Here is a 26,832-nt window from a genome sequence, read left to right as displayed (position 1 = left end):
CAGACCTTTGGCACCGATAACATCGTTTCTCGGGTGCTTTGCTTTTCCCTATATTGGCTGCCAGATCCGGTGAATGACTCAGCGTTCACCCCCTAAGTGCGAGTAGCCTCAATGAATAACAAACCTGACAGCGCAGGGCTTGATAACGCAGGAGCGGGAACCCGGGCGGTCTGGGGTGGCGAGCAAGTCAGGCATCCCTACAACGCCACGCAAACCCCCATCGTGGTCAGCGCCGCGTACGGATATGACGACATCGACGTCTGGTACGACGTCGCCTTGGGCAAGGCCCCGGGCTTTATCTACAGCCGCATGAGCAACCCCACCGTCGAGACCCTCGAAGCCAAGATCCGTGAACTGGAAATGGCCGAGTCCGCCGTGGCGTTCAGCACCGGCATGGCGGCGATCAGCAGTGTGCTCTACACCTTCCTGGCCCAAGGCGACCGGGTGGTGTCCACCAAGGACAGCTACGGCGGCACCAACAAGATTTTCGAAGAGTTCCTGCCGCGCATGGGGGTGGAGGCGACCTTGTGCGAGACCTTCGATCACGACGAGATCGAACGGGAAATCGCCAAGGGCTGCCAGGTGGTGTACCTGGAAACGCCGACCAATCCGACTTTGAAAATCCTCGATATCCAGCGTCTGGTGGCGGCGGCCAAGCGGGTCGGCGCCGTGGTGGTGGCGGACAACACCTTCGCCACGCCGCTCAATCAGAATCCCCTGGCATTGGGTGTGGACGTGGTGATTCACAGCGCGACCAAGTTCCTCAGTGGCCATGGCGATGTGCTCGGCGGCCTGGTCTGTGGCAGCGAATCCCTGATGGCCAAGGTACGGCATTACCGGGAAATCAACGGTGCGGCACTGGACCCGTTCTCAGCCTTCATGATCATTCGTGGCATGAAAACCCTGGTGCTGCGCATGCGTCAGCAGCAAGCCAGCGCGCGTGCCCTGGCGGAGTTCCTGTGCACCGAGCCGCTGGTGGAATCGGTCAACTATCCCGGCTTGCGCAGCCATCCGAACCACGCCGTGGCGTGTGCGCAAATGGCCGGCTTTGGCGCCATCGTCAGTTTCGTCCTGGTCGGAGGCATGGACACCGTCACGGCGCTCTTGCCCCGTCTGCGCTTCGCCCACTGCGCGGGCAACCTGGGTGCGGTGGAAACCATCTATGGCCCGGCGCGCACCACCAGCCATGTCGAAAACACCCTGGAGGAGCGGCTCGCCCTGGGCATCTCCGAGGGGTTGGTGCGGGTCTCGGTGGGCATCGAGGACACCGATGATCTGCTCGACGACTTGAAGCAGGCATTCGCCTTTGTCCGGGCCTCGCGGGAACAGCGGACGCAAACGAATACGCACGCCTCAACCCTGGAAGTGTGCACCGAAACCAGCCGTTGAACCGTCAGCGTCAGCCCCTCGCGACAAGGCGGTCACGGGGGTGTTCATGAATAGGAAAATAATAAAACCGGATGACAACCCATGTTGCTTCTACGCCGTCACTGCGCGCAGAGGTCGGGGCGCGTCCTCACGACTTTCATGAGAGTAACCATGTCCATAAAACAAGAACAACTCAGTACGCAGGTCGGCTTCAAGCAGGAAATGCAAACGCGCCATATCGTCATGCTGGCATTGGGTGGTGTGATTGGCACCGGGCTTTTCCTCACGTCCGGCTACACCGTGAACCAGGCCGGCCCGTTGGGTGCGGTGATCGCTTACATCATTGGCGCCTTGATGGTGTACTTGGTGATGATGTGCCTCGGTGAACTGGCGGTGCAGATGCCGGAAACCGGTTCGTTCAGCACCTACGCCACGCGCTTTCTCGGCCCGGGCACCGGTTATACCGTAGCCTGGTTGTACTGGCTGACCTGGACCGTGGCCATCGGTTCTGAATTCACCGCCGCCGGTATCCTGATGGCGCGCTGGTTTCCAGACACACCGGTGTGGATCTGGAGTGCGCTGTTCGCCGGCGTGGTGTTCCTGAGCAACGTGGTCTCGGTGCGTTTGTTCGCCGAAACCGAGTTCTGGTTATCCCTGGTGAAGGTGGTGACCGTGGTGACGTTCCTGTTGATCGGCGGCGGCGCGATTCTGGGCCTGCTGCACATTGACCAGGCCCACAGCATCGGCTTGAGCAACTTCACCCGCGAAGGGCTGTTCCCTACCGGTTTCATGCCGATTGCCATGACGCTGCTGGCGGTTTCGTTTGCCTTCTCCGGCACGGAGCTGATCGGCATCGCCGCTGGTGAAACCAAGGACCCCCAGCGCAATGTGCCCCGCGCCATCCGCACCACCGTGCTGCGCCTGGCGATCTTCTTCGTCGGGACCATCTTCGTTCTGTCGACCTTGTTGCCCCGCGAGCAGGCCGGCATCGTCGAGAGCCCCTTCGTCACCGTGTTCACCTACATCGGCATTCCGTACTCCGCCGACATCATGAACTTTGTGATCATCAGCGCCTTGCTGTCGGCCGCCAATTCCGGCTTGTACGCCGCCTCACGGATGCTCTGGACCCTGAGCGACCAAGGGCACCTGCCCAAGCAATTCTCGGCCCTGACCCGCATGGGCACGCCCCTCAACGCGATCATCGTCAGCATGGCCGGCGGCGCCGCTTCGTTGCTCAGCAGCGTATTTGCCGCCGACACCATCTATCTGGCGCTGGTGTCGATCTCCGGGTTGGCGGTGGTGGTGGTGTGGATGAGCATCGCTGCCAGCCAGATGGCCTTCCGTCGTCACTACGTCGCCAATGGCGGTGATGTGCGCAACCTCACGTTCCGCGTCCGCGGCTATCCGTGGGTGCCACTGGGGGCCTTGGCCTCCTGCGGGTTGGCGTGTGTCGGCATTGCCTTCGATCCGGAGCAGCGGGTGGCGTTGTACTTCGGCTTGCCATTCATCGCCTGGTGCTATTTCGTGTACTTCATTACCCGCAAAAGCCGCGAGCAACGCTTGCTGGTGAACCCGTTGGCCCAGCCGTCCGATGCAATCTAGACGGTGCCGGGGGGAGGGCGTCAATGAGGCAGGATCATGAAGCAGAAACCGTTACCCCCGTTGAACTGGCTACGGGCATTCGAAGTGTCGGCCCGCTGCCTGAACTTCACCCACGCCGCCGAGGAGTTGTGCTTGACCCAAGGCGCGGTGAGCCAGCAGATCCGTCAGCTGGAAAGCCACCTGGGGGTGGCGCTGTTCAAACGCCTGCCCCGTGGCTTGGGGCTGACCGAGGAAGGCCAGTCCTACCTGCCGGTGGTGCAGGATGCGATCACACGCCTGGCGGTGGGGACCAACGAGATTTTCGGCCAGCACAAGCGCCGGCCGATCAAGGTCCGCGGCAGCCTGGCGTTCTTCGTGCACTGGCTGGCGCCGAAACTGGTGGACTTCCGCCAGGCCCATCCCCAGGTCGACATCCGCTACATCAGCAACATCTGGGTCAAAGAACTGGATGGCGAGGACGACCTGGAGATTCGCTGGGGCCATGGTCAGTGGTCGGGCCTGGTGTCGCAGCGGCTGACCTGGGACACCCTGTTTCCCGTCTGCTCGCCAGCGCTGATGGCACGCTCGCCGCTGCAGGAACCGGCGGACGTGGCGAAGCATCCGCTGTTGCATGTACTGGGGTATGAAGAAGGCTGGGGGTACTGGCTGAACATGGTCGGTGCCGACCACGTCGATTCGTCGACGGGCATGCAGTTCGACACGCTGGTCTGCACCTTGCGCATGGCCGAACTGGGGCAGGGGATCGCCCTGGCCCGGTCGTCGATGGTCGCTGACCTGCTTGAGGAGGGGCGCCTGGTCGAACCCTTCACCCAGCGCATCGAAGCCAGCGAGTCGTTCTATCTGGTACGCGGTTCCGGGACCGAGCAGCACCCCGACGCCGTCATGTTCGCCACCTGGCTGGTCGAGCAGGCACATCGTTTCAAATAATGGCCGGAGCCAACCATGCGCTATGTAAGTACCCGAGATTCGGCCGTGCAGGTCGATTTCGAAAAGGTTGTGTTATCGGGCGTGGCCCCGGACGGCGGGTTGTTCGTGCCGCTGGAGCTGCCGCTGTTCGAACCCCAGGAGATTGCCAACTGGTCGACCTTGTCCTATGACGAGCTGGCTTATCGAGTGATGAGCCCGTTCGTGGGCGAGACGATTCCCGAGGCAGACCTCAAGCGCATGCTCAAGGAAGCTGGCAGCCAATTCAGCCATCGCTCCCTGGCGCCTCTGCATCAGGTGGATCGCAACGAATGGGTCCTGGAACTGTTCCATGGCCCGACCCGCTCCTCGAAAGATTTTGCCGCCCAGCTCCAGGCTCGGCTGGTGCAATACTTCCTGCGCAAACGCGACCGTCGCGCCGTGGTGATCGGCGCCACCAATGGCGATACCGGGCTGGCGGCCATCGAAGCATTCAAGCACTGCGAGGAAACCGTGGTGGTCGTGGTCTACCCGGAAGCGGGCGTACCCCAGGACCAACTCTGGCACCTCCAGGCGGTGGCGCATCCCCGGGTCCACCAGTTCGCCGTCAATGGCAGCTTCGACGAGTGCCAGACCCTCGTCAGCCGGTTGTTCCGGCAGTGGCCGTGCACCGGGCACGAAGCGATCAGTTTCAACTCCAGCAACTGGGTGGGGGTACTGGCGCAACTGGTGTTTTATTTCCACGCCGTACTGCAACTGGGCGGCGGCCAGCGGCCCATCGGTTTCAGCGTGCCGGCGGCGAGTTTTGCCGAGGTCTATGCCGGCTACATTGCGCAGAAGATGGGTTTGCCGATCACCCAGATGATCGTGGCGACCAACCAGAACGATGCGCTGCACCAGTTGTTCTTGAAAAACCACTACTCCCGGTTGCGCGCCAACAAGACCTTGTCGCCGGCCATGGACCTGTCGATCTTTTCCAACCTGGAGCGCTTTCTCTGGGAGCTCTACGGGCATGACGACCAGGCGGTGAGCGCACTGATGGAGCACTTCGAAAGCAGCGGCGAGATGACCATCGCCAACGAGTTCTGGCTGCAGGCGCGGATGATCATCGATTCCTACGCCGTCAGCGATGAACAGACCCTGGAAGAAATCACCTCGCTGTACCGTGACACCGGCTACGTCATTGACCCCCACACCGCCACCGGCGTGCTCGCGGCCAGGTTGTACCGGCGAAGCCTGGTGGCGCCGATGGTGACTCTGGGGGAAATCTCACCGGCCAAATCGGCAGTGCTGCTTGGCGAGCTGGGGATCAGCGTTTCGCCATTGCATCACCCGCTCGCGGAACACGGCCCGGTGCAGATCCATCGGATCCAGCCGGATGACCTCGACACCCTCCATCAACTGCTCGGCACGCTGTAAGGAGGCCACGTGAAGCGAATTCTCGACCCGCTCGACGAGCGCATCATCGCCGAACTGCGCCTCAACGCCCGGGCCGCCCATGCCGAGCTGGCGGCGAAGGTCAACCTGTCGCGCAATGCCGTGCGCCAACGCATCGAACGGCTCGAGCGCGACGGGGCGATCCAGGGGTATACGGTGCGAACGGGGGAGGGACTTTCGGCTGCGTCGAACATCAATGCGGTGATTTTCGTCTACCGCTACGACCGCATGCGCGGCGCGGAAGTGCTACAGGCCCTGCAAGCCATGCCGGAAGTGCTTCAGTGCGACGTCATGAGTGGCGAATTCGACCTGATGCTGCGGGTCGGCGCGGCAAGCCCGGAGCGGGTGCACAGGGTCTGGAAGGACATCTCGGCGTTGCCGGGGGTGGAGAACACCGTCACCTCATTCGTGCTGTCGTCAGTGATCTGAAGCTCGACACACAACCCCTGTGGGAGCGAGCCTGCTCGCGATAGCGGTAGACCAGCCGACTTCGATGTTGACTGACCTGACGCTATCGCGAGCAGGCTCGCTCCCACAGGGTTATGTGTCTGTTGATCGTTCCCTCGCTCCCTGTCGCGCAATGCCGTGCGCCAGCGCATCGAACGCCTCGAACGCGACGGGGCGATCCAGGGTTATACGGCGCGGAAGTGTTGCAGGCGCTGCAAGCCATGCCGGAAGTGCTTCAGTGCGATGTGATGAGTGGCGAATTCGATCTGATGCTGCGGGTCGGCGCGGCGAGCCCGGAGCGGGTGCACAGGGTCTGGAAGAACATCTCGGCGTTGCCGGGGGTGGAGAACACTGTCACCTCATTCGTGCTGTCGTCAGTGATCTGAAGCCCGACACACAACCCCTGTGGGAGCGAGCCTGCTCGCGATAGCGGTAGACCAGCCGACTTCGATGTTGACTGACCTGACGCTATCGCGAGCAGGCTCGCTCCCACAGGGTTATGTGTCTGTTGATCGTTCCCACGCTCCCGCGTGGGAATGCCGCCAGGGACGCTCCGCGTTCCGCGCCTGATCGACCCAGACAAACCCCTGGTCAAAACGCCCATGAAATAGAGCAAATTGGCATATTTCACTGCCCGGCCCACCCCCCTAACCTAGATCCAACAACCTCATCACCCGGATCAAGGGACACAACAAAAATGACTGAATACAAACTGGCGCTGGTCGGCTTCGGCGGTGTGAATCGGGCATTGGCGCAATTGATCGCCGAGCGTAACGACCGCTGGAAAACCGAACTGGGTTTCACCCTGAAGATCGTCGGCGTGACCGACCTGTTTCTTGGCTCGGTCATGGGTCGTGAAGGCCTGGACGCTGCGCTGCTGGCCAAGCTGCCCACCACCAAGGGCGCCTTCGCGCAATGGCCGGGAGGCAACGCCGAAGCGCTCAACGAAGCGGTGATCAAGGAGAGCGGCGCGGACATCATCGCCGAAGCCACCTTCACCAACCCGGTGGACGGCGAGCCCGCTACTTCGTTCTGCCGCTGGGCACTGGAAGGCGGCAAGCACGTCGTCACCACCAACAAGGGACCGATTGCCCTGCATGGCGCCGAGCTGAAAGCACTGGCCCGCCGCAACAACGTCGCCTTTGAATACGAAGGCTCGGTGATGAGCGGCACGCCGGTCATTCGCGTCGCCAAGCAGTCGCTGGCCGGCAGTGCGATGACGGGTTTCGAGGGCATTCTCAACGGCACCTCCAACTTCGTCCTCACCTGCATGGAAAACGGACTGGGGTTTGCCGAAGCGGTTGGCAAGGCACAAGCGCTGGGCTATGCCGAAGCCGATCCGACCGCGGATGTCGAAGGACACGACGTGCGCCTCAAAGTGGTGATCCTGGCGAACGAACTGCTCGACGCCAAGCTGAAGGTCAGCGATGTCAGCTGCAAAGGGATTTCCTCCATTGACCTCGGCGACATCGAAAAAGCCCGCCAGGACGGCGCCCGCTGGAAACTCATCGGCGCCGCCAGCCGACACGCCAACGGCTCGATCAGCGCCAGCGTCGAACCGCGTCTGTTGAGCCACGATCATCCGCTCGCCGGCGTGAGCGGCGCCACCAACGCCGTGTCGTTCACCTCCGAACTGCTCGGCGCCGTGACGGTGTCCGGGCCTGGGGCCGGGCGCACGGAAACAGCGTTTGCGCTGCTCTCGGACATCATCGCTATCCACCAGTCTGCCGCGCGCGACCAGGAGTAATCCATGAACGTATCTCGACTGGCCCTGGCCGTGACGCAAGCGCACATCGACGTCCTCAACCCCTTTGATGGCAGCCTCGTCGGCAGCGTCGCGGATGTCTGCGCCTCCCAGGTTCCGCAGTTGCTGGCGACCGGCCGCAGCGGCGCGCACGCCTGCGCCGCGCTACCCCGTCATCGCCGCGCCAGCATCCTCGAACAGGCGGCATCGAACATCCAGCGCGACGCCCAGGCGTTTGCCCGGCTGATCGTCGACGAGGCCGGCAAGACCCTCAAGCAGGCCGAAAAGGAAGTCAAACGCTGCGTCAACACCCTCAAGTTGTCCGCCGAAGAAGCCCGGCGCAACGCCGGAGAAGTGGTGCCGTTCGATGCCTATGACGGCGCCGAATCGCGCCAGGGCTGGTTCTCCCGCGAGCCTCTGGGCCTGATCGTTGCCATCACCCCCTACAACGACCCGCTGAACCTGGTGGCCCACAAACTCGGCCCGGCCATTGCCGGCGGCAACGCGGTGATTCTCAAGCCGTCCGAGCTGACGCCGTTGTCGGCCCTCAAATTGGTCTCGTATCTGGTTTCGGCGGGTTTGCCTGAATCCGTGGTCACCGTCGCCACCGGCCGCGCCGAACTCGGCAAGGCCCTGGTCGCCGCCCGCGAGGTGCGCATGATTTCCTTCACCGGCGGCTTCGTCACCGGCGAACAAATCGCCCGCACCGCCGGCCTGAAGAAACTCGCCATGGACCTGGGCGGCAACGCACCGGTCATCGTCATGGGCGATTGCGACCTCGACACGGCCGTCGAAAGTTGCCTGTCCGGCGCCTTCTGGGCCGCCGGCCAGAACTGCATCGGCACCCAACGCCTGCTGATCCAGGCGCCGGTCTACGCAGCCTTCCGGGAACGTTTCGTCAGCCAGGCCCAAGCGCTGGTGGTGGGCAATCCCTTGCTGGCCGACACCGACATCGGCCCGATGATCACCCCACAAGCCGCGCAGAATGCCGAGCAAATAGTGAACGAAGCCCTGCAAGACGGCGCCACCTTACTCTGCGGCCACCGCCGCCAAGGCGCCTGCTACGCCGCCACCGTCCTGGAAAATGTCGACCACGCCAGCCGCCTCTGGCGCAACGAAGTCTTCGCCCCGGTGGTGGTGTTGCAGCCCTTCGACACTTTCGACGAAGCCATCGCCCTGGCCAACGAGCCCGACTACAGCCTCCACGCCGGCATCTTCACCAGCGACCTCGCCACCGCCATGAGCGCCGCACGCCGAATCGAAGCCGGAGGCGTGATGATCAATGACTCCTCCGATTTTCGTTTTGATGCGATGCCGTTCGGCGGCTCCAAGTACGGCAGCCTGGGGCGGGAAGGGGTGCGGTTTGCCTATGAGGAAATGACCCAGCCGAAAGTGGTGTGCCTGAATACGTTGGGTTGAACGATCCGGGCAACAAGTATCGGCAAGCGTTGTTCGCCTGGCATTGCGCCCAGGCTGACATCGCCCCCGCGCCGCAGGTGGGCCCGTCAGGCCTCAACCACCCTGGGTCGATGTTTCGAACGAAGATCATCGAGGTAGTCGGCCTCCAGTCCTTCCAGGGCGGCGCAACGGTCGATCAGATCGCGGCGACGCACCTTGCCGGTAATTTGCGCCATGACCATCAAGCCTTTGAGCACGCCGGCTTCTTTGGCAAACAGTTCGACTCGTTCTATGGTTGCCTCGGGTACACCCGTCATCGACAAGTAACGGGCAAAGCAATGGCGGGAGCCGGCCAGGAGCGTGAACACGTCATGCAGCGCGCGGAACTTGGTCGTATTGCAGGCCAGGGGATTGTCGAGCAACTGTTCCAGGTGGCCATAGAACCAGGGTTGTGCCTTGAAGTTATCCAGGAATGCTTGATGGCGCTGTCGGAATGACGCGTCGACGTCGTGTTGCTGAGTCGGCGTCCATTCCAGGCAAAACATTCGCCGACTGCCCTCATTCTGGAAGAACTGATCAAGCACCTCCTGGGGGTATCGGTACTCGCACAGCACGCTGGCGGGGTTGTCATCGACGATGTCCCAGGTGCCATCGGCATTGGCCTGGCGCAGCACGACAACGTGCTGAGCATGTGAGCTGCGGTATTCGGGGCAATGGGCAAAGTAATACACATCCCCCGACAGGAAGGCGCAGCCATAAGCCTGGATCTGCTGATGGATGACGGGCAGCAGGTCATCCAGGCATTCGGCCTTGCGCTCATGAAAACGTATGCCCAGCAGTGCCAGGTCGTCGGCGGCGAAATAGGGACTTTGCAGCGCGTACTTGGCTTTGTTCTCCACCACCATTTGCTGGAAGAGGTCGTCCACCGCAGGCAGCGCGTTATAAAAAAGCCAGTCCACTTCAATGCCCAGGCGCTTCATGAACACAACGGCATGACGCTGGAAGCAGTTGAGGAAACGCCGGTCGTACAGATGTACATCGTAGGGGAACTGTTGTTCTTCCATGACGGGCAATCCTTGGCCTAGGCAGTCAGGTAGTGGTTCAGGAGAAGCCCGGCGACGGACGCCGGGCTGCCCAGGAACTGGGGGGCCAGATGGTCGGTTTCGAACTCGATTTGAAAGGCGTCTTCCAGGCGCGTCACCAGGAGCATCAGCTTCATCGAGTCAACACCTGCTTCGAGAAAAGACAACTCAGGGTTGACCTGGACGCTCTGGGGCGCCACTTCCTTCATCAATTGATAGATCTGCGCGAGTACGGTGTTTCGATCGGTTTCAAGGTCTGTGGAACTCATCGGGTGCCTCCGTCAATCAATCATGAACGCGCCAGCGGAACGGGCTGCGAGGCTCGACGCAACTGAGCCAGCCCCAGCAATCCAATGGCGGTAACCAGGCCGGTGCCGATCATCAGCCCAGGGCCGGACCCCGGGCCGAAGACCGATGCAGAGGTTGCAAAGGTCAATAACAAAGGGCCGGTGGCCTGCATCGAATACGCACAGAAAGTACTGCGACTGCCGACCAACGCCGCCTGGGCATCGTTATTCGCGCAGCGCATCAATTGGCTGCGAACGGCGATTCGCAGGTGGTTGGTGACGAATCCGACCAGAAACGCCCCGACCAGCGAAAGCAGCACGTGGGGCGCCAGGACCATCAGCGCGTCGACCACGATCAGACAGGTCGCGAACATCACCAGGCGATGTTTGCCCAATGGCATCAGCGCGGCCAGGAAAGCCCCGATGCCCGCGACGCCGGAAGCAATGCCGAAACTGGTGGGGCTCCAATGGTTAACTTGCTGATAGACGACGGGCATCATGCTGTTGAATGCGCCGATATGCAGGGCTATCAGCCCAAGGCAGGCCATCCAGCCGTAAGGCATTTCGAAGGTATCGTCAGAGGTTTTCCTGGCCTGCGTGGGTGCAGGACCTGGAGTCTCGATCGCGACGCTGCGTTTCATCCTGCCAGCCAGCAAGACCGGGCTGAGGGCCGCTCCCGTCAGTGCCACGGCGATCAGAAAGACCGAGTCATCGAGCAGGCCCAACAGTGCTCCGCCTGCCAACGAGCCCGTGAAGCCACCGACCTGGATGGCGGTTTGCATATAGCGCGCGGCATCGTCCGCCGGTAGCCAGCCGGCGACGACCCGGCGGGTATTCTCGATTTCCAGGGAGCTGGCTGTAAGGAAGTCGACCGTACCCACCATCAGCGCGATCAGCAGGAATACACCGAGGGCCGTGGCCAGCCCAAACCAGGCAAAGAGCGCCGCAATGACAAAGGCGGCGACACGCAACGTGACCAGCCAGGCGGCGCCGATGTTGGCCGCTCGCCCTCGACTCACCAGGTCCAGCGCGAACGGTACCGCCACCGAGAGACACAGGACGACACCCAGGGGCACGCTCGAACCGGACAGTTTCAGCGACATCCAGATCACACCGGTCAATACGGCCTGGTCACAAGCCGTGGACAGCGCAACGACACCGTAGAACAGCAAGTTTCGCGACGACATGATGGAACTCCGGTGGGGCCAATCGCATGACCGGTGAGTGACGAAAGCATGGACCGTCGAACGATGTCCTCGAAAAAAATCGCACGTCCTCGCCTTCATGATCGGCTGACAAGGCGCTACGAAGACGCCTGAAAATACCCAGGCCCCGACATGCTCCGCAACTTGCGTTAGCAAAACTAAAGGCCACTGCAAAAACCTAACGCAACGCCACGAGGGCGGTTGCCGGTAGTAGGCTCTGACCACCGATGCCATCGGACGCAGGAGCGAGCAGCGTGAGAAGTGAAGGACTGCAAACACTGATTTCAAAGTTGAAAGAGAACCGGCGAAATACGGTTGTGTTTCATGGGCGTACTGAAATGGAGCGTGTCCGGTTCTCTGACTTGTACCAGGCTGTTTCGCTTGTTTCGCGGCAGCTCGGTGAGTTTGGACTGAAGGCGGGCATGCAGGTCGCAGTGATCGCCGAAAATGGCAAGGCGGCTTTTCTACTGGATCTCGCCTTGTTGGATATCGGCTGTATCGCCCTGCAGGTTCCCGAGAAAACCGCCGGGAGCGCCCTGGTCGACATCGGCCAGCAGAACATTGCCTTTCTGCTGGTCAGCGCCTTGTTCCTTGATGAGGTGGACACCGGTCCGTGGGAACCCATTGGAACACTCCAGGGCTTGAGGCTGTTCCGCAACCCGGCCTGTTCGAATGCATTCGCTCCGGTTGCAGGTCCCATTATTTTTTCGTCCGGGACGAGCGGCAAACAGAAGAAGATTCGTGTCAATAACGCGACCGTCCTGCTGAATGCCCGGCAGTTTTTTTCAGCCATCGGTGCACGACAGGACGACAATTTCCTGATCTTCCTGCCCCTCTCCAATTATCAGCAGAAGTTGTTGATCTACGGGTGCATCGATACCGGCATCGACATCGTTCTCAGTGACATGCAGAACGTCATGCAGGCCCTGAAGCAAACGTCCCCCAGCCTGTTTCTGGCCCCTCCGCTTTTCTATGACTCGATGTGGCGCCTGGCGGATGGACGCGGCGAGAAGCTGCGCGAGTTGTTCGGTACTGGCATGCGGCAGATGTGGAGTGGCATGGCTGCACTGCCGTCGGCCATCCTGGAGGGGTATCGCGCTGGTGGGCTACCGCTGCTCGAAGCCTATGGCATGACGGAGTACGGCCCTATCGCAGTCAACACTCTCCAGCATAACCGGCCCGGCTCGGTGGGACGGGCATTGGTTCCAGGCAGCGTGACGCTGGAAAGTGACGGGGAAATTCTACTCAGGTCGAGTCAACGGTTGACCTGCGGTTATGTGGACCAGCCTGTTGATGTCGAACAAGCGGTGTATCGGGATGAAGTCGCGATCGCCACGGGCGACGTCGGTCGCATCGACGATGAGGGTTTTATTTTCATCGAGGGTCGCAAGAACGACACGATCATCACCTCGGGTGGCCAGAAGGTTCATCCCACTGCCGTCGAACAATCATTCAACAGCCTGCCTTGCGTGCAGTATGCCGTAGCGCTGGGTGCCAGCCGACCCCACCTGGGGATGTTGCTGGTGGTCGAACAGATTGATTCGGGCTCCCGGCAACTGATTGAAAAAACCATCAGTGATTACAACGCCGGCGCCAGTGTACCGATACGCAACTATTTCCTGTCCACCGAACCGTTCACCGCCGAGAACGGTTTGCTGACCCGAAACCTGAAACTGCAGCGCAAGAACATATCGTCCCGATACGAAACTTGCGTATTCAACTGAGTCGTCACGCAAAACATTGATCTTCCACACTGAGAAGGCAAGGAGATTTACCTTGGACGCGTTAAAAGAAGACTTCGGACTTAGCGATGAGGAAATTGCTTTTTTCTTCAAGAATGGATATGTAAAGCCGTTCAAGGTCTATGAGCCGGAAGAGATGGAGCGGCAATGGCGAACAGTGCGTCTGCAGACACTCGATCGCAGCAATGCCGTTTATTCCGACAATACAATCTCCAACGCAGGCAATAATAATCTCGCCAACTATGACCGGCATCTGGATATCCCTTTTCTCGGTCAACATGTCTGTAACCCCAGGATCGTACATAAAGTGCGCAGCCTCATGGGCAAAGACTTGTTGTGCTGGCGCACCGAGTTCTTCTCGAAGTACCCGGGAGATGCCGGGACCGACTGGCACCAGGCGAACACCTTCGCCGGGGTGGCGGGGCGTCCTCATATCGTCTGGCCTGATGACTCGGGGCGGCGCGGGACGCTGACCGCCTGGACCGCTTTCACCGACACGATGAAAGACACGGCCTGCATGGCGATCGTCCCCGGCACCCACAACATGATGCATTACGACGAAGAAAAGCGTCTGATATTCAACCCCGAGAAAAACAATGACCTCGTCAAGGATGGCGTCCGCCGTGGATTGTGGGGCTACGACTACCGCGACCTGCAGGTCGATCCGGATTGGAAGCCTGACGAGTCGAAAGCGGTCTACTTCGAGATGAAAGCCGGCGAATGCGTGATTTTCTGGTCGACGGTACTGCACTCCTCGCTGCCGCACCTGGGGCTGACCGACAAGATGCGCCTGGGGTACTCCGCTCGCTACGTACCGCCGGAAGTCCTTATCCACCCCGATACCGACATGCTTCACGAGTTCGGTGGAGAGGTCAGCCTCGAAAACTACGGCGCTGTCGTGGTGTCGGGCGAGAACCGCTATACCCATAACCGCATTCGCGAAAAGAACATGCTGGGCGAGCCGTTCATCCCTGCCTGATCACTGTCGGGCCGGATCGTCTCCGGCCCTGTTCTGTATAAGGACGAACGCGCATGCGCATAATGATTGACGCTTGTTCCTACGCCTTGGGTGAAGTCGAACGTCCTTATCACGATGTGCCTGACTTCAAGAATATGCTTGATCGCTTTGGTTATCCGGATGAACCCTCGGTATTTGGCTGGGGAAGTTACTTCAAGACCGACGGCGACATATTCGACCTGGGCATCAGGTCCGCTCGCCAGACCCTGGCCCAGAGCCGCGTATCTTCGGACGATGTCGATTTCGTCATGTTCTGCTCGACCTGTTTTCCCGGAAACGAGATCGAGTACATCAATTACAACGTTCGACTGTATGAACGTCTGGAACTGAAGAAAGCGTTTCCCATCGGCATCACGCTGAACAACTGCATCAGTTTCATGAGTGCGATCGTGATGGCTGAAAGCATGGTGCGCAGCGGGATCTACAACAACATCCTGATCATCACCGCCGACAAGGTCTACGACGAGTCCATACGCTTCAACAACTTTGCCTTGCTCAGCGATTCGGCGGCCAGTTGCCTGGTGACCCGTTGCGATGGGCCGGGCCTGGAAATAGTGTCCGCGCGTTTCGGTGTCAGCCAGGATCCGATCACGTCCAATCACGGGAAAGACGAGCCTGAACTTTACGGGCGAATCCTGAATGACGTACTGGAGTCTTGCGCGGTAACCCTGGCCGATGTCAGCAAAGTGTTTTGCAACAACATCTTCCGCCCCGTGACGCAGCTCAAGGAAACACGCCTCGGGTTTTCGCGCCGGCAGCTGTACCTGGATAACGTGGCGCGCTGCGGGCACTGCTTCTCGGCAGATACGTTAATCAACTATGTCGACTATGTCCGACAGAACACGCCGGCCGAGGACCAGAAATTCCTGTTCTCGATCGATGCCCCCAACCTGCGCGCCAACCTGCTTGCTCAATACAAACATCAACCGTGACCCATCCAATATCGCTCTCTGGAGGAACGCCCATGAACATGCCAACCCAGGAACTGCACACTCCGACCGACACCAGCGCGTTGTCGACGGTCCACACCATTTGGGCCGAGGTGCTCAAGCATCCGGCACAAACCGATCAGGCTGACTTTTTCGACGCCGGGGGCAACTCGATGCTGTTGATCGCGATACTGAATCTGATCCATGAGCGGCTCGATCGCGAGATCAACCCGGCCGCGCTGGTCAACGGCATCACTCCAGCCAGGCTCGCTGAACTGGCCGCGTGAGAATGTCCAGGCCGACGCAGAGACCCACAGGAAGGACTTTTTATGATCGAGTTCATTGATTCTCGCGGTGTGCCTGTGCGAGTGCAGGACGCCGCCGAAGCAGACGAATTGGAGACTGCCCTGACGGGCATTCTTGGAATGGAGTTCGATCCACTCCCACTCCTGCAGCGGCGCGAAGTGCGTTGCCCGATTTCTCGGTTGATCGAAAGTGTCGTCAGGTTATCGAGCATGGAAGACCGGCAGATCCAGCAGGCCACGCTGCTGCTGGGCAGTCTCGACCCTGAACGGTTGAACCCCCGTGAGCGAGGGCATCTGGCGGCCTGCAATCACTGGGTCAACCAGGACTATGATCAGGCCCATGCTTGCTGGCGCGAACTGCTGGTCCAGCATCCGCGCGACATCGTGGCCTTGTTCAGCGTGCATATGCTGGAGTTCAACATGGGGTGGACCGAGCGGATGCGCGAAACCGTGGTCGCGATAAGGCCCTTCTGGGGACCCGCGCATCCGCTGTATGGGTACGTGCGGGGCATCGAAGCCTTTGCCCTGGTGGAAAACGGCGACTATGACGCCGCGAGTATCGCGGCCGAGTGCGCGCTGGCGATCAACCCGCGGGACATCTATGCGATCCATGCCGCCTGTCACGTCGGCTACGAACGTGGGCAGTACGCCCAAACGCTGAAGTGGCTGGACGACACCGAGCGTAATTGGGCCGACAACCTCTGCATGCGCATTCATCTGTGGTGGCATCACGCGCTGTTCAATCTCTACATGCAGCGCCCCGATGCGGTCCTGCAGACTTTTCATCAGAAAATCAGGATCAAGAACGACCCAGACGGATATGAGGATCTGGACGCAGTCAGTCTGTTGTGGCGCTTGTCGCTGACGGGGGTGGATGTCTCCGAACTGTGGCAGGAAGTGGCGCAATACTGGATGCCGTCCATCGATCAATCACAGTACTGGTTCAACGATGTGCATTCGATCATGGCGATGGCCAGCTCCAATCACCAGGTGCTGGTGCAGCGCATCTTGCGACGTATCGACGCCACGTATGCCAAGGTCCCGATGATTGCCAACGTGACTCGCACCGTTTGCCGGGGGCTGATTGCCTTCCAGCAAGAGGACTACGACAGTGCCCTGGAATTGTTGAGCAAGATATTGCCGGCGGTGCGGGCCATTGGCGGCAGCAATGCGCAACGTGATCTGCTGGAACTGACCACGATCGAGGCGGCCATACGGGCCCGGCAATTCGATCGTGCAAGACAGCTCATCCAACAGGGACGCAGCCTGCGTCACCCTTCACCCTTTCGTACGTTCTTTGTCGACCGTTTACAGGATGAGGAGCCGATCCACCTGCGAGCTTGACCGGACAGGTCGGTGCGTTGCGCTCAAGAGCGCAATGCACTGTCCTCACCGGCCGTGCGGGGTGATTCCGTCGAGCAGGCGTTGCATGTTCCCCGAAAGCACCAGGCGCGCATCGTGAGCGCCAATACCCTGATCCGGGTCGACGATGAATGCGCGCAGTCGTTTATTGATCGCTTCATGATTATTGATGGGCCAGTCCGTGCCAAAGATGATCTTGTGATTGATCTCGCTCTGGAACAGCGTGGTCAGCATGGGTGAGTTGCCGCGGGCATCTATTGCGTGCTGGGCGCCACTCAGGTCCAGGTAGACGTTGGGGCGGTACTTGCAGAGCTGGATACATTGGGCCTGATCGTTGACCGCCCCGTGGGCGAGGATGAACGGGATATTCCGGTAGCGACGCGCCGGTTCGTCCACCCACATCGCTTGGGCGGGAGCGAAGGAGAGCGCCGGGGAGGTCGGCCCGATGTGCAGCAATACCGGCAGGCGATAAGCGTCACAGTATTCGTAGAAGGGCGTCAGCGCCGGGTCATCGGCCTGGTATCCGCAAGGTGGATAGAGCTTCAGCCCGCTGAAACCGTACTCCTCGATGCCACGGATGAACAGGTCGAGCCCGTCCTGCCCCCAGCGTGGATCCACGCCGGCAAAGATGTCGAAACGTCCGGCATGGCGCTGGAGAATCGCTCGGTGTTCCTGGAACATCTCATCGATACTCAGTTCGACGTCCGGCAACGCGAAGGAGAAGTCCGGAAGCAGCAGGACGGAGCGACTGATTCCCGCCCTGTCCATCGCGGCAACCTGGGCGTCCCCCTGGTGGTCGCTTAATTCGCGCTGGAACTGATCGATGATTCTCGACCGGGAAACCGGGAATCCGCTGGCCCGCAGCTTCACTTCGATATTATCGGCCACCCCCTCCAGAAAACTCAGCGGGGTGAAACGTGTGGAGGCGACGTGGCTATGGCCGTCGATGAGCGTCGGTTCGTCGATATCCCCGGGCACATCACTCATCGCCCACCTGCTGCTTGCGCAGGAAGCGTGCGTAACGCTCCATCATCTGCCTGACGACGCCTTCGCTTTCGCGGTCAACGCCGAAAACGTAACGGGGGAAATCCAGGTCCTTCTGTACGTCCCAGATCTGATCATGCTGGTCCGGAGAAAAGAGCTGTGCCGGATCGCCCACGGCGATCCAGCCGATCGGCACCGTCGTGCCTGCCTCCAGCACGGTTTTGATATGGACCACCCCGTTGATGCGGACCTCCGTGCCTTTGCCGAGGCGAGCGCCGTTGAAGACGGACGCACCGGTTGCGACAAACACCTCGTCATCGATGCGGCAACCGGTCAGATGGCAGTGCGGTCCCACCATCACGTGATTGCCGATGTGGCAGTCGTCATGGGCGGTGCTGCGTATCACTGCATTTTCCATGACGATGCAGTTTTCCCCGATCGACAGCTCACCGCCTTCTGCGACGAGGACCGCACCGTGCCCTATGACCGTTCCGGCACCGATGGACACATTGCCTTCCAGGACAGCACTCGATGCAATCCGCGCCGTGGGAGCAATTTTCTGGTTGAGTTCGGTTTTGTCAGGCATGTGCTCGATTCCTTTCAGTTACTGTTTTTCTCCAGAGACGAAGAATACGCCGATCCCCGCCCAACCGCCCGGGCTCTCGATGCTTTGCGTGATCACGGCCATCTCGCGTCGGGCCAGTTCGAGTTCGTCTTCTGGAATCACTTCCATCTTGTAGCCAAAGACCAGGTCGCAGAAGGCGCTCGCGCCGATCAACGAGGTGGAGACCAGCAACATGCTGCAGCGGATATCGCCGTAGCCGGCTTCTTCCAGGTAACTCGCCAGCTTGCTGCCGACGTGACGATCGCCTCCGCGAGCGGCTTGAGCCCTGGCCACGCGAGCGAGAAATGACTGCAGCTCGGGCGGCTGGGGTGACGCGCCGAACCAACGGTCGTCAATGTCGCAGATACACAGTCGCCCGCCGATGGCCAGGCTGCGGTGGATATTGCGCAAGGCGCTCAACGGGTCCGACAAATGCTGGAAGACCATCCGCGCATAGCTGAAATCGAACTGCCCGGTGTCGGTCAGGCTGTCGTCATAAAGGTTGCATTGGCGTACCTGCGCTTCGTCAATCCCGGCGCTGGACAATTGCTTGCGCGTTTCGCTGATACTGGTTTCGTTGCAATCCAGTGCCGTCAGGCGGCTTGGCTGGGCACGAAGCGCGATCTGGGTGGTGATGATGCCGGGACCGCAGCCGACATCCAGAACCCGTTGTCCCTGGGTCAGGCCGGCTTGCCTCAAGTGATCGAACTCCAGGTCCAGCGCAATACCTGCCTGGGATTTCAGGCGGCGCAGGGAGTCTTCGTTGTCACGAAAGGTTCCCAGCTGATACGACTCGTCAACGATCAAAACCATGAGCATTCCCTTCCATTTTTTTCTGTAGCCAGACTATGTCGACCAGATTGTTTTCCAGCCTTGCGATTCGAGGAATCCGTACACATTCGGCAAAGCCCTGAGACTTGCACCCGCGGGCACTGGCGTGATTCGGCCCCAGGATAATGGCGACCAACGATTCGAAACCTGCCTCCCGGGCCGAGACCTCCAGGGCCTGCAACAATCGAATACCGACCCCGCGTGCGCGCATGTCTCGCCGCACATACACGGCGACTTCCGCCATGGTTTCGTCGTCGGGCCGGGCGGAAAATGGCTTCAGGGCACCCCACGCGACCGTATCGCCATCACTCGATAGATAGACAAGCACGGCAAAGCGCCGATCTTTTCCAAAATAGGTCAGCCTGAACTTTTCAATCGAGTCGTGGGGGACATCGCAGTTGGCGAATACCTTGTCGGCAATGGCCTGATTGTAGGTTTCCACCATGGAGGGCAAATCATCGGGAGTGGCCGGCCGAATCATCTAGTAACTTCCTGTAAAACACGTTCAGCATCGAATTTCCGCGTGCGCCTACTGCGCCGCCCAACAGGAAGGGGCTGTCGGAAAACCATGAGGCATGGTGTTGCATATGGCTGTCCACCACGCTGATCAGCGTGTGAACGCCTTGCTCTATTCCCCTTGAAACGCACGCCGTGGAGAGCACGTCGAAAACAGTGGAACTGGCGTCTTCGTCCTCACTGTGCAGGACCAGCTTCATGCTGCCGTCGTAGCCGGCGCGTTCGTGAAACCGAAAGTACACGGCCCAGCCCGACGGCACCCCGTCCCAGCGCGTACAGAGATAGGCACCGCCCGGCCGGCGGGAATTGAATATCTCCGCGACACAGTCATCCGGCGTGGAGAAACGGTGGGCGAGGACCCGTTGCCAGGTATCGCTCCCCATGGAATCAGTCAAACATCTCAATATGGCATCGGGGGCCATGGGGTGCGCGTGGTAAGCATCCGATCCAGTACTTTTCACGATGACGAGCCCCCTCACTCACCCTGTCTTGATGTCACTTGAGTCTACGCCCAAGCATGACGCGCAAACGGCGCGTTAGATTTTTTAAAGCGACGGCAGTAACGCTTAACGAGCCTTGACGTCGTTACGGATCGCTCAACAGGGCGCGGGTTGAAGGGACTTGCTGGCGGTATCGATGATGCGTCTTCCCACCAGATCCTTGACCACTGAGTGGTTCATCCAGCCATGCCAGTAAAGGGGTTCCCTGTAGCAGTTTTGCGGCATCAGATCGACCAACTGCCCCTCTTCGAGCAACGGCGCGGCGACATCCGCAGGCATCAGCGTATAGCCAAGCCCCGCCAGGACCGCATCCTGGACCATGGGCAATGAAGGCAAGTAATGACAAGGGAAGCGCTCGATCGAAACACCAAGCAGTTCGCGGAGGAAGGCCGTATGGCGCGTGTCATTGCGCCCGCGGGTGATCGCCGGCGCATCGAGCAGCGAATGCGTGCCCATGCCCCGGGCCAGATAGCGGTGCATATAGTCAGGTGTACTGACGCATTTGTATTCCATGGCCCCCAGCGGATGGACTTCAAATCCATCGAGGGGCTCGGCAACCACCGAAACGCAACCCTGGACATCCCCGCGTTTGAGGATGTTCAGGCTGGAGCAGCGGTCATCGGAAATGATTTCCACACAGACCTGTTCGGCGCGCATCAACTCGATCAGTAAAGGGGCGAACCAGGTGTTGAGCGAGTCGGGATGTACACCAATGGCAATCTTTGAATTGGTATTGCCCTTGCGCGAAAGCAGCCTCAGGACATCATGTTCCAGCGAGCGCAATGCCGAGACATGCTGCAGTAGGGCCTGGCCGGCTGACGTGGGGTGGATCGGTCTTTCGCGAATGACCAGGATGGTTGAAAGCGAGTTTTCCAGCGACTTTATTCGTTGCGAAATGGCACCGCTGGTGATGTTGAGCGCCGAGGCTGCGCGTTCAAAACTCTTATGCTCAATGACACAGGCAAACGCTTCCAACTGTTGGCGATCCAGCATGTCAACCTCCCTGTAAGCCACTGCGTTATCAGGCTAATAACGCAAGGTTATGAACATCCGTGTGCTCGTGGCTGAGTCGCCACCCCACATACATTTTCATTGGCAGCAATCCGAAAGTTCGGATCGTTTGAATAAGGAAGACTGTCATGGGGAACGCTGCCCCAGTTGTTCGAATCACAAGCCCGCCCAAGGGAGTGGAGCGTCGCGTTCGAATTTCCTGTTCGAGACGAATCGCACGGCTTGCACCTGACTTGAAGTCATAATATTTCGAACGGCTATATTCTTATGCGGACACAAAATAGCCCCATTACGCACCTTGAGACAAGCCCTGGATCCAATCCGTTTGCCGGATGGAGTCATGGCTTTTTAGTGCTATCTGGTCTCGTCAGAAGGCACCGTCGTGCCTGAACCCGAAGGCCAGATAATCGCTTGAGCGACGATGGTTCGCTCGCCATTGAACGTGACGGCCGGACCGCCGTGCAGCGCATAACCCATTTTCAGGGCATCGCTGACCCGATGGCAAAATGCAGCATCGTCGGGGCCTGTCAGCACCCTGTAAATGGGAAGCCCGTCGGGCGGTAGGCTCATGCTTCTTCTCCTTCAGTACACTGGCAGCGACATGCTCGCCGTCTGTTCGACGCCGCCGTGGAATGGCGTCCTGCACACCGTGAGTCAGTCTACTCGCCGTGGATCGGGGCCAACAACGGTCATGCTGCGTTGATGTCCCTGACAAACCCCTCAACCGACACTGCCTCGCAGCGTTGTCTGCAATGACGCCAGAGTCCGCCGGCTTGTGCGCCTTGGGTTGGGTCGGTAGTTTGAGGCCTGTCACTGCTCATCAGTGATACCAGAGAACACCCAAGGAGCGCCCCACATGCTGCAAATGGATTGGCTCAGTCACCACATGGACAAATGCGACCTGATGGCCGAATGGCTTTATCAGGAGTTCAGCTACGAATTCACACAACAATCTCTCGCCAGTTGGCAGCACGAATTCTCGGCCGGACAACACGATGGACGCTGGAAATGCCTGATCGCCACGGAACAAGGCCAACTACTGGGCGGCGCCTCATTGGCCGACAACGACCTGCCCGACCGGCCAGAACTGGGGCCATGGTTGGCATGCGTCTACATCGCACCAGAAGCCCGACGCAGAGGGCTCGCCGCACAGTTGATCGAAGGCATTTGTACTCACGCGAGAGAGGCTGGATTTTCCACCTTGTACCTGCACACCCACAGCCAGAGTCATTACTACGCCAAGCTGGGCTGGGAAGAGGTGGAGCGCTTCGAGGCGTGGGGGAAAGAACAATGCCTGATGGCTCGGCGTTTATAAGCAGTAGCCCAACAAAGGCAGAACCTGACGATGGATGACACGCTACGTCTCTGCAACATGATCACCTGGCCCACACCCAATCCCCTGGGTGCGGGCCTGCTCGCGATAGCTGTGTATCAGCAACCTTCCGGCCCGCTGTTTATCGTGACTCCACGAGACTAGCCACGACCGACATCGCCTTGCGCCATTGCCTACAACTACGCCAGAATCCGCCGGCTTGTGCGTCTTGGGGCACCTCGGTAGTTTGAATCCGTCACTGCTCATCAGTGATCGGGTTTAGTCGCCCAGGGTGAAACAGGTTGTGCAAGGCGTCATCCAGTCAGGATTCCTATCCTGCACTCGATGGTGGCTGTGCGCAGGGCGTCCTCGGACGCGCCGGTTTCTTGTTTCCCCGGTCGACTAACCTGCGTACAGCTGCCTCCCATCGTTTAGTCGCGAGCGGGTGATGGCTCCAACTACAGGAAGCAAGACAATGGCAAAAGTTACTCCGAATCCTCCAACCACAGACGATACCGTCTCCCGCGCCCAATCGGCCCGAAACAAAAAACTCGACGACGCTGCTGCGCGAGCGTTGGACTTCTATCTGAAGCCCACACCCGAAAAAGAAACGTCCGACAACGCTCACCCGCTGTTTCTTATCGCGCCTGATGTTGATTCTGAGTGTTTGCTTGCGAACCTCAGTGAGAACCTGGCTTCGGCGAACGCCATGATCAGCGATCTGGCGTTTGACCTGGATGGGTCAAGGCGGCATGTGGCGTTGGGGATTTTGCAGGTGATTGAGTTGAGTGAGCTGTTGGCGAATCGGGCTTTGGATATTGTTGAGGTGAGGTAGCGGGGGAGTTGCCTATCCCTGTCTGAGAAAAGGTCTTGCCTGGCAAGACCTTTTCTGTCCCCGAGAACTCGCGGCAATGAACTGTCAGGTTTGGGAGCGCCGAGGGTCCGTTGTTCCGTTTTAGCTGTGACATTTCATTTAATCGCTGATGTCGATCATGATCACGGCAGAGCCCTAGACCAGTAGCTATGCTGGCTGACTTATTTAATCGCTATTGTCGGTACCGCTTATCGCAGTGTGAGCCGAAAGAAGCTGATTGCTTCGAGAAAGCCGTGCGCCTTGCTTTCATCTTGAATAGTGAGCCTGTGTTGTTTGAGCTGGGGCCAACTGCGCAAAAGCGTCGATGGCTGGCTAGGTTAGCTTCTAAATTCAAGTAGGAGCATTATGCCCAACGCGCACCTTGTACATTCCAAGCTAATGCTTGCTGCTCTCGCAGTAATTGCCAAGTTCCGCCGTCGAAACGATATATAGACATGCCCTTGAAGATACGTGTAGTACATCCCTCGAATTCCACAAGTGATACAAGCAGCGGTACGTCAGCGTTCCATTTGCTGGAAATATAGCCCAGCTGCCTTTCAATTGTTCCTACCGGCGCATAGCTAAACAGGAAGCAGAACCCTGGTCGCTCTTTGAGGGCTGCATTGCAGAGCTTTTCAGGCTCGTTGATATTGTTCTCATAAGGACTTAACCATTCCCACTCGGCGAAAACAATGGGTGCCCGTTGAGTATCACGTATCACCGCGTCAGTTCGATTGCCAGACTCGAAGTGTGCGAAATAGCCCATTAGGTCGGCGACACGGCGCACGGTGTATCCGGTATGGATATTCCAATCTGAGAGGGAGCCGATGTCACGGCTATAACCATCCAAGGGGAAGTCGCGATACCAACTATAGGCAAACAAAGTCGAGAAGTCATTCAGCAAATTTTGATTAAGCATACGTCGTCTCGTTTGGGTAGTGCATGCGGTGAGGAGGTCCGCCCGATTTATCAAGGAGTCCTGGATACTCCTTGTTGGGATAGTGAAATTCCTGTCAGTCCTCCACGAAGTAATCACTATCTAGCTGCTTAACTTCGTAAACCTGCTTCACGTTACAACCCAGATTGTTTTCGACCATCAGCCGTGCCAACTCCAAGCCATCAATCAGCACCACCTTTATATCCAGGCTCATTGCTGCCTCGCGGGCACCATTAGAGAAGTCGGAAGTGGTAATGAACACACCCTTACGGGCGCGCTGGCGAGTAAGGGCGCCGATGAACTTGTCAATCTCCGGGCGGTGTACGGTGTTCGACCAACGCTTGGCTTGCAGGTAGATCACGTCCAAGCCCAGCTTGTCTTCCTTGATAATGCCGTCGATGCCGTCGTCGTTGGTTTGCTGCGTCGCTTGGCCTGCTTCCTTGCGTGATCCCCCGTAACCCATGGCGATCATCAGATCGACTACCAATTGCTCGAAAAAGGTTGGCGAGGCGGCGCGCACTTGGGCCAGTAGATCATCCGCCAATGATTGTGTCAGCGCCTGATGTGCCGCCGCCAATTGCTCATCGGGGGTAGCTTGCTCGACCGGCTCACTCTGCAGGGGCAGTGCTGAACTGTCGGCGGGGCTGGCTGAATGAAACTCCGCGAACTCCGGATATTGTTTGAGCCACCGGATAGTGATGCGTGCTGGACCGTGTTTCAGAGCATCCTGACCGCGCTCTGTGATCTCTACCATTCCTTTGGTAGGAATGCTGAGCAGCCCAGCCTTGTTCAGGTAGGTGCGCGCCCAACCGACGCGGTTATTGATCACCGTTTGCTTGCCGGAAGGCAGGCGCTCGCTACGCTCTTCTTCGCTGAGCTTAAACTCGTTGGCAACGCGCTCGCGTAGTTCGCTCAGTGACAGCGAAGTGCTGCTGGCTACCGTAGCCAGTATCGGCCGCATGACGCTCTGAAAATCAGGGATGGGCATGAGTAACTTCCTGTTCGATTACCGGCGTACTGGCGTATTAAAGCAGGTGCGGTTTGGGCTTGTCGTCCCTTCAGGTTGATGCTTGCGATCACGTTTGACCTTTATGCTCCCGCAGCACCTTGGGGCTCACGTTTGGGGGCTTGTGCGACCAGTTCTCATGTGCCGTTGCGTCTGGCAGGCCTAAAAGTGAGCGACTATTGGGATCCACTCCTGAGAGCCGGGCATTAAAAAGCCGGCTTATGGCCGGCTTCTCGTTGACTGACTCAGTTCGTTTTTGACAAACCTCACCAGCCTTCAAAACGTACATCCGGCTCTTGCGGCCGGCTGTGGGACTTGGTCAGAAAGTGATCTGCCTTGTCGGTGCGAGGCATGGGCTCGCAAATGTGGGGCGCAGGATACGCGGGTTTTCTTCGGAAGCCCAGGGGTAAGTGGTGTGGAATCATTGGGTTACCGGTGATTCAAGGGAAAAGCGGGGGGCTGCTTTGCAGCCCAGCGGGGATGAATCCCCTCGCCACAGAGGATCTCCTTGGTACAAGCAATCTCCCTCAGGCGGGGAGCGTTGGCTACTGTCCTTTTGTCCGCAGGGTCAATCAAACACTTGCGGGCGTTGCTTGTTGAGGGTGGACCACCAGAACACCCAGCCCAGTACCTTGATGTTTTGCGCTTCGATCTGTTCGGCGCTGAAGACTTCGTCCGGGTAGGCAGCGCTGTTGTGGCTGCGCAGGCGCAGGCGGTTGCCGGGGATTCGGTGGAGGTATTTGATGCGTAGCATGCCGTCGTGTTCGAGGGCGTAGATCTGGCCGTCGATGACCTGGGTGAGGCCGCGGTCGATGGCGAGGATGGAGCCGTCTTCGATGCGTTCGGCCATGCTGTCGCCGACCATGGTGGTGCAGATGGCGTCGTTGGGGTTTATTTCCAGGGATTCGAGGTGGCTGCGGGGCAGGCGGATGGATTGGTCGGGGATTTCGGTGATGTGGGTTTTGCTGCTGCCCGTCGCGATGGGGGCTTCTGTGTAGAAGGGCAGTTCGATGTCCTGGGTTTCCGCCACGCTGTAGACGCCCTGGACTTCGGCGGCGTCATAGGTGGTGCCGGGGCCGAGGCCCAACGGGGTTTGTGGACCTTCGCCGTGGGCGAGCCATTGCGGGCTGACGGTCAGCAGGCCGGCGATACTGTGGATACGACCCGGCGGGATGCCGCGGTTGAACCAGTTGTTCACGTGCTGCGATTTAACGCCGTATAACTTCGCGAAGTCGGCGGATCGGATTTGTGCTTCTTTGAGAAGGGCTCTGAAGCGGTCGCCACTGGAGGTCTTTTTCATAAACGGAAAGTTTAGGAGCGACTGTGTTTTGAGCAATAAACAAGTCGTTCAAATTTATAAGACGATCTTTCCGTTTGCAGGATTTGAAAGCGGCGGGATAAACGCAGTTAAACGCTGTTAATACGATTTTGTATTAAGCGCTATTAAGA

Annotated in this window: 27 protein-coding genes and 1 pseudogene; 15 read left to right on the top strand and 13 right to left on the bottom strand. The window is 59.2% G+C overall.

Annotated features, from left to right (window positions below; all coding sequences use genetic code 11):
- Nucleotides 1-111: 111 nt before the first annotated feature.
- The 8 genes and pseudogenes from AD665_RS06155 to AD665_RS06120 all read left to right on the top strand — a co-directional run bounded on the left by AD665_RS06155 (nucleotide 112) and on the right by AD665_RS06120 (nucleotide 8,920).
- Nucleotides 112-1,389: a cystathionine gamma-synthase family protein gene (locus AD665_RS06155; protein ID WP_024780785.1), complete on the top strand. Its 1,278-nt coding sequence runs from the start codon at nucleotides 112-114 to the stop codon at nucleotides 1,387-1,389.
- Nucleotides 1,390-1,539: 150 nt separating this feature from the next.
- Nucleotides 1,540-2,970, top strand: coding sequence for an amino acid permease (locus AD665_RS06150; protein ID WP_024780784.1), 1,431 nt, complete (start codon nucleotides 1,540-1,542; stop codon nucleotides 2,968-2,970).
- Nucleotides 2,971-3,006: 36 nt separating this feature from the next.
- Nucleotides 3,007-3,897, top strand: a complete 891-nt coding sequence (locus AD665_RS06145; RefSeq protein ID WP_024780783.1) for a LysR substrate-binding domain-containing protein — start codon at nucleotides 3,007-3,009, stop codon at nucleotides 3,895-3,897.
- A 15-nt stretch (nucleotides 3,898-3,912) separates the two neighbouring features.
- Nucleotides 3,913-5,292 (top strand): threonine synthase, encoded by a 1,380-nt coding sequence (gene thrC, locus AD665_RS06140; RefSeq protein ID WP_024780782.1) that lies wholly within the window; start codon nucleotides 3,913-3,915, stop codon nucleotides 5,290-5,292.
- A 9-nt stretch (nucleotides 5,293-5,301) separates the two neighbouring features.
- Nucleotides 5,302-5,739: an Lrp/AsnC family transcriptional regulator gene (locus AD665_RS06135; RefSeq protein WP_053191382.1), complete on the top strand. Its 438-nt coding sequence runs from the start codon at nucleotides 5,302-5,304 to the stop codon at nucleotides 5,737-5,739.
- 138 nt (nucleotides 5,740-5,877) lie between these two features.
- Nucleotides 5,878-6,143: pseudogene (locus tag AD665_RS06130) on the top strand (Lrp/AsnC family transcriptional regulator); the annotation flags it as partial.
- 311 nt (nucleotides 6,144-6,454) lie between these two features.
- Nucleotides 6,455-7,504: a homoserine dehydrogenase gene (locus AD665_RS06125; protein ID WP_024780072.1), complete on the top strand. Its 1,050-nt coding sequence runs from the start codon at nucleotides 6,455-6,457 to the stop codon at nucleotides 7,502-7,504.
- Nucleotides 7,505-7,507: 3 nt separating this feature from the next.
- A complete protein-coding gene (locus tag AD665_RS06120; protein ID WP_024780073.1) occupies nucleotides 7,508-8,920 on the top strand; it encodes an aldehyde dehydrogenase family protein in 1,413 nt (470 codons plus the stop codon).
- Between the two features lie 86 nt (nucleotides 8,921-9,006).
- On the opposite strand, the gene AD665_RS06115 is transcribed toward AD665_RS06120, so the two are convergent.
- Genes AD665_RS06115 through AD665_RS06105 form a run of 3 tightly spaced genes read right to left on the bottom strand, consistent with a single transcriptional unit; the run spans nucleotide 9,007 to nucleotide 11,455 of the window.
- The gene (locus AD665_RS06115) at nucleotides 9,007-9,963 is read right to left on the bottom strand and encodes a hypothetical protein (RefSeq protein WP_024780074.1); all 957 of its coding nucleotides are present in this window, start codon (nucleotides 9,961-9,963) and stop codon (nucleotides 9,007-9,009) included.
- A gap of 17 nt (nucleotides 9,964-9,980) precedes the next feature.
- Nucleotides 9,981-10,250 (bottom strand): acyl carrier protein, encoded by a 270-nt coding sequence (locus tag AD665_RS06110; protein ID WP_024780075.1) that lies wholly within the window; start codon nucleotides 10,248-10,250, stop codon nucleotides 9,981-9,983.
- Between the two features lie 20 nt (nucleotides 10,251-10,270).
- A complete protein-coding gene (locus tag AD665_RS06105; protein WP_053191380.1) occupies nucleotides 10,271-11,455 on the bottom strand; it encodes a hypothetical protein in 1,185 nt (394 codons plus the stop codon).
- A 440-nt stretch (nucleotides 11,456-11,895) separates the two neighbouring features.
- On the opposite strand from AD665_RS06105, the gene AD665_RS06100 reads away from it, so the two are divergent.
- The 5 genes from AD665_RS06100 to AD665_RS06080 are packed head-to-tail and all read left to right on the top strand — an operon-like array spanning nucleotide 11,896 to nucleotide 16,811.
- Nucleotides 11,896-13,197: an AMP-binding protein gene (locus tag AD665_RS06100; protein ID WP_053191378.1), complete on the top strand. Its 1,302-nt coding sequence runs from the start codon at nucleotides 11,896-11,898 to the stop codon at nucleotides 13,195-13,197.
- Nucleotides 13,198-13,249: 52 nt separating this feature from the next.
- A complete protein-coding gene (locus tag AD665_RS06095; RefSeq protein ID WP_033034807.1) occupies nucleotides 13,250-14,194 on the top strand; it encodes a chlorinating enzyme in 945 nt (314 codons plus the stop codon).
- A 53-nt stretch (nucleotides 14,195-14,247) separates the two neighbouring features.
- The gene (locus AD665_RS06090) at nucleotides 14,248-15,165 is read left to right on the top strand and encodes a hypothetical protein (RefSeq protein WP_053191376.1); all 918 of its coding nucleotides are present in this window, start codon (nucleotides 14,248-14,250) and stop codon (nucleotides 15,163-15,165) included.
- A 32-nt stretch (nucleotides 15,166-15,197) separates the two neighbouring features.
- A complete protein-coding gene (locus tag AD665_RS06085) occupies nucleotides 15,198-15,449 on the top strand; it encodes an acyl carrier protein (protein WP_053191375.1) in 252 nt (83 codons plus the stop codon).
- A gap of 42 nt (nucleotides 15,450-15,491) precedes the next feature.
- Complete coding sequence (locus AD665_RS06080) at nucleotides 15,492-16,811, top strand: tetratricopeptide repeat protein (protein ID WP_024780080.1); 1,320 nt, start codon at nucleotides 15,492-15,494, stop codon at nucleotides 16,809-16,811.
- A 45-nt stretch (nucleotides 16,812-16,856) separates the two neighbouring features.
- Here the strand turns inward: AD665_RS06080 and AD665_RS06075 are convergent, their stop codons facing one another.
- From AD665_RS06075 to AD665_RS06045, 7 genes are all read right to left on the bottom strand, one after another.
- Complete coding sequence (locus AD665_RS06075; protein ID WP_024780081.1) at nucleotides 16,857-17,816, bottom strand: amidohydrolase family protein; 960 nt, start codon at nucleotides 17,814-17,816, stop codon at nucleotides 16,857-16,859.
- On the bottom strand, nucleotides 17,809-18,399 hold the full coding sequence (locus AD665_RS06070; protein ID WP_024780082.1) for a gamma carbonic anhydrase family protein: 591 nt from the start codon (nucleotides 18,397-18,399) through the stop codon (nucleotides 17,809-17,811). Before AD665_RS06070 ends, AD665_RS06075 begins: the two co-directional genes overlap by 8 nt.
- A gap of 18 nt (nucleotides 18,400-18,417) precedes the next feature.
- A complete protein-coding gene (locus tag AD665_RS06065) occupies nucleotides 18,418-19,230 on the bottom strand; it encodes a class I SAM-dependent methyltransferase (RefSeq protein ID WP_055136279.1) in 813 nt (270 codons plus the stop codon).
- Entirely contained in the window at nucleotides 19,214-19,729 is a 516-nt protein-coding gene (locus tag AD665_RS06060; RefSeq protein ID WP_024780084.1) for a GNAT family N-acetyltransferase, read from the bottom strand. Before AD665_RS06060 ends, AD665_RS06065 begins: the two co-directional genes overlap by 17 nt.
- Complete coding sequence (locus tag AD665_RS06055) at nucleotides 19,704-20,159, bottom strand: hypothetical protein (RefSeq protein WP_147460407.1); 456 nt, start codon at nucleotides 20,157-20,159, stop codon at nucleotides 19,704-19,706. Before AD665_RS06055 ends, AD665_RS06060 begins: the two co-directional genes overlap by 26 nt.
- Nucleotides 20,160-20,360: 201 nt before the next feature.
- A complete protein-coding gene (argP, locus tag AD665_RS06050) occupies nucleotides 20,361-21,257 on the bottom strand; it encodes an HTH-type transcriptional regulator ArgP (protein ID WP_024780086.1) in 897 nt (298 codons plus the stop codon).
- 372 nt (nucleotides 21,258-21,629) lie between these two features.
- Complete coding sequence (locus AD665_RS06045) at nucleotides 21,630-21,845, bottom strand: DUF1737 domain-containing protein (protein WP_024780087.1); 216 nt, start codon at nucleotides 21,843-21,845, stop codon at nucleotides 21,630-21,632.
- A 286-nt stretch (nucleotides 21,846-22,131) separates the two neighbouring features.
- Here AD665_RS06045 and AD665_RS06040 point away from each other — a divergent pair, with 286 nt between their 5' ends.
- Complete coding sequence (locus tag AD665_RS06040; RefSeq protein ID WP_053191371.1) at nucleotides 22,132-22,590, top strand: GNAT family N-acetyltransferase; 459 nt, start codon at nucleotides 22,132-22,134, stop codon at nucleotides 22,588-22,590.
- Between the two features lie 472 nt (nucleotides 22,591-23,062).
- The gene (locus tag AD665_RS06035; protein WP_053191369.1) at nucleotides 23,063-23,422 is read left to right on the top strand and encodes a DUF6124 family protein; all 360 of its coding nucleotides are present in this window, start codon (nucleotides 23,063-23,065) and stop codon (nucleotides 23,420-23,422) included.
- A gap of 382 nt (nucleotides 23,423-23,804) precedes the next feature.
- Here AD665_RS06035 and AD665_RS06030 read toward each other — a convergent pair whose 3' ends face one another.
- From AD665_RS06030 to AD665_RS06020, 3 genes are all read right to left on the bottom strand, one after another.
- Nucleotides 23,805-24,359 (bottom strand): hypothetical protein, encoded by a 555-nt coding sequence (locus AD665_RS06030; RefSeq protein WP_024780090.1) that lies wholly within the window; start codon nucleotides 24,357-24,359, stop codon nucleotides 23,805-23,807.
- 94 nt (nucleotides 24,360-24,453) lie between these two features.
- Nucleotides 24,454-25,365 (bottom strand): restriction endonuclease, encoded by a 912-nt coding sequence (locus AD665_RS06025; RefSeq protein WP_024780091.1) that lies wholly within the window; start codon nucleotides 25,363-25,365, stop codon nucleotides 24,454-24,456.
- A 586-nt stretch (nucleotides 25,366-25,951) separates the two neighbouring features.
- Nucleotides 25,952-26,683, bottom strand: coding sequence for a LexA family transcriptional regulator (locus tag AD665_RS06020; protein ID WP_024780092.1), 732 nt, complete (start codon nucleotides 26,681-26,683; stop codon nucleotides 25,952-25,954).
- Nucleotides 26,684-26,832 lie beyond the last annotated feature (149 nt).

Source organism: Pseudomonas corrugata (assembly GCF_001269905.1).
Classification (GTDB): Bacteria; Pseudomonadota; Gammaproteobacteria; order Pseudomonadales; family Pseudomonadaceae; genus Aquipseudomonas; species Aquipseudomonas corrugata.
The sequence above is the reverse complement of the archived record's forward strand: the minus strand, read 5'-3'. Positions and strand labels throughout refer to the sequence as shown.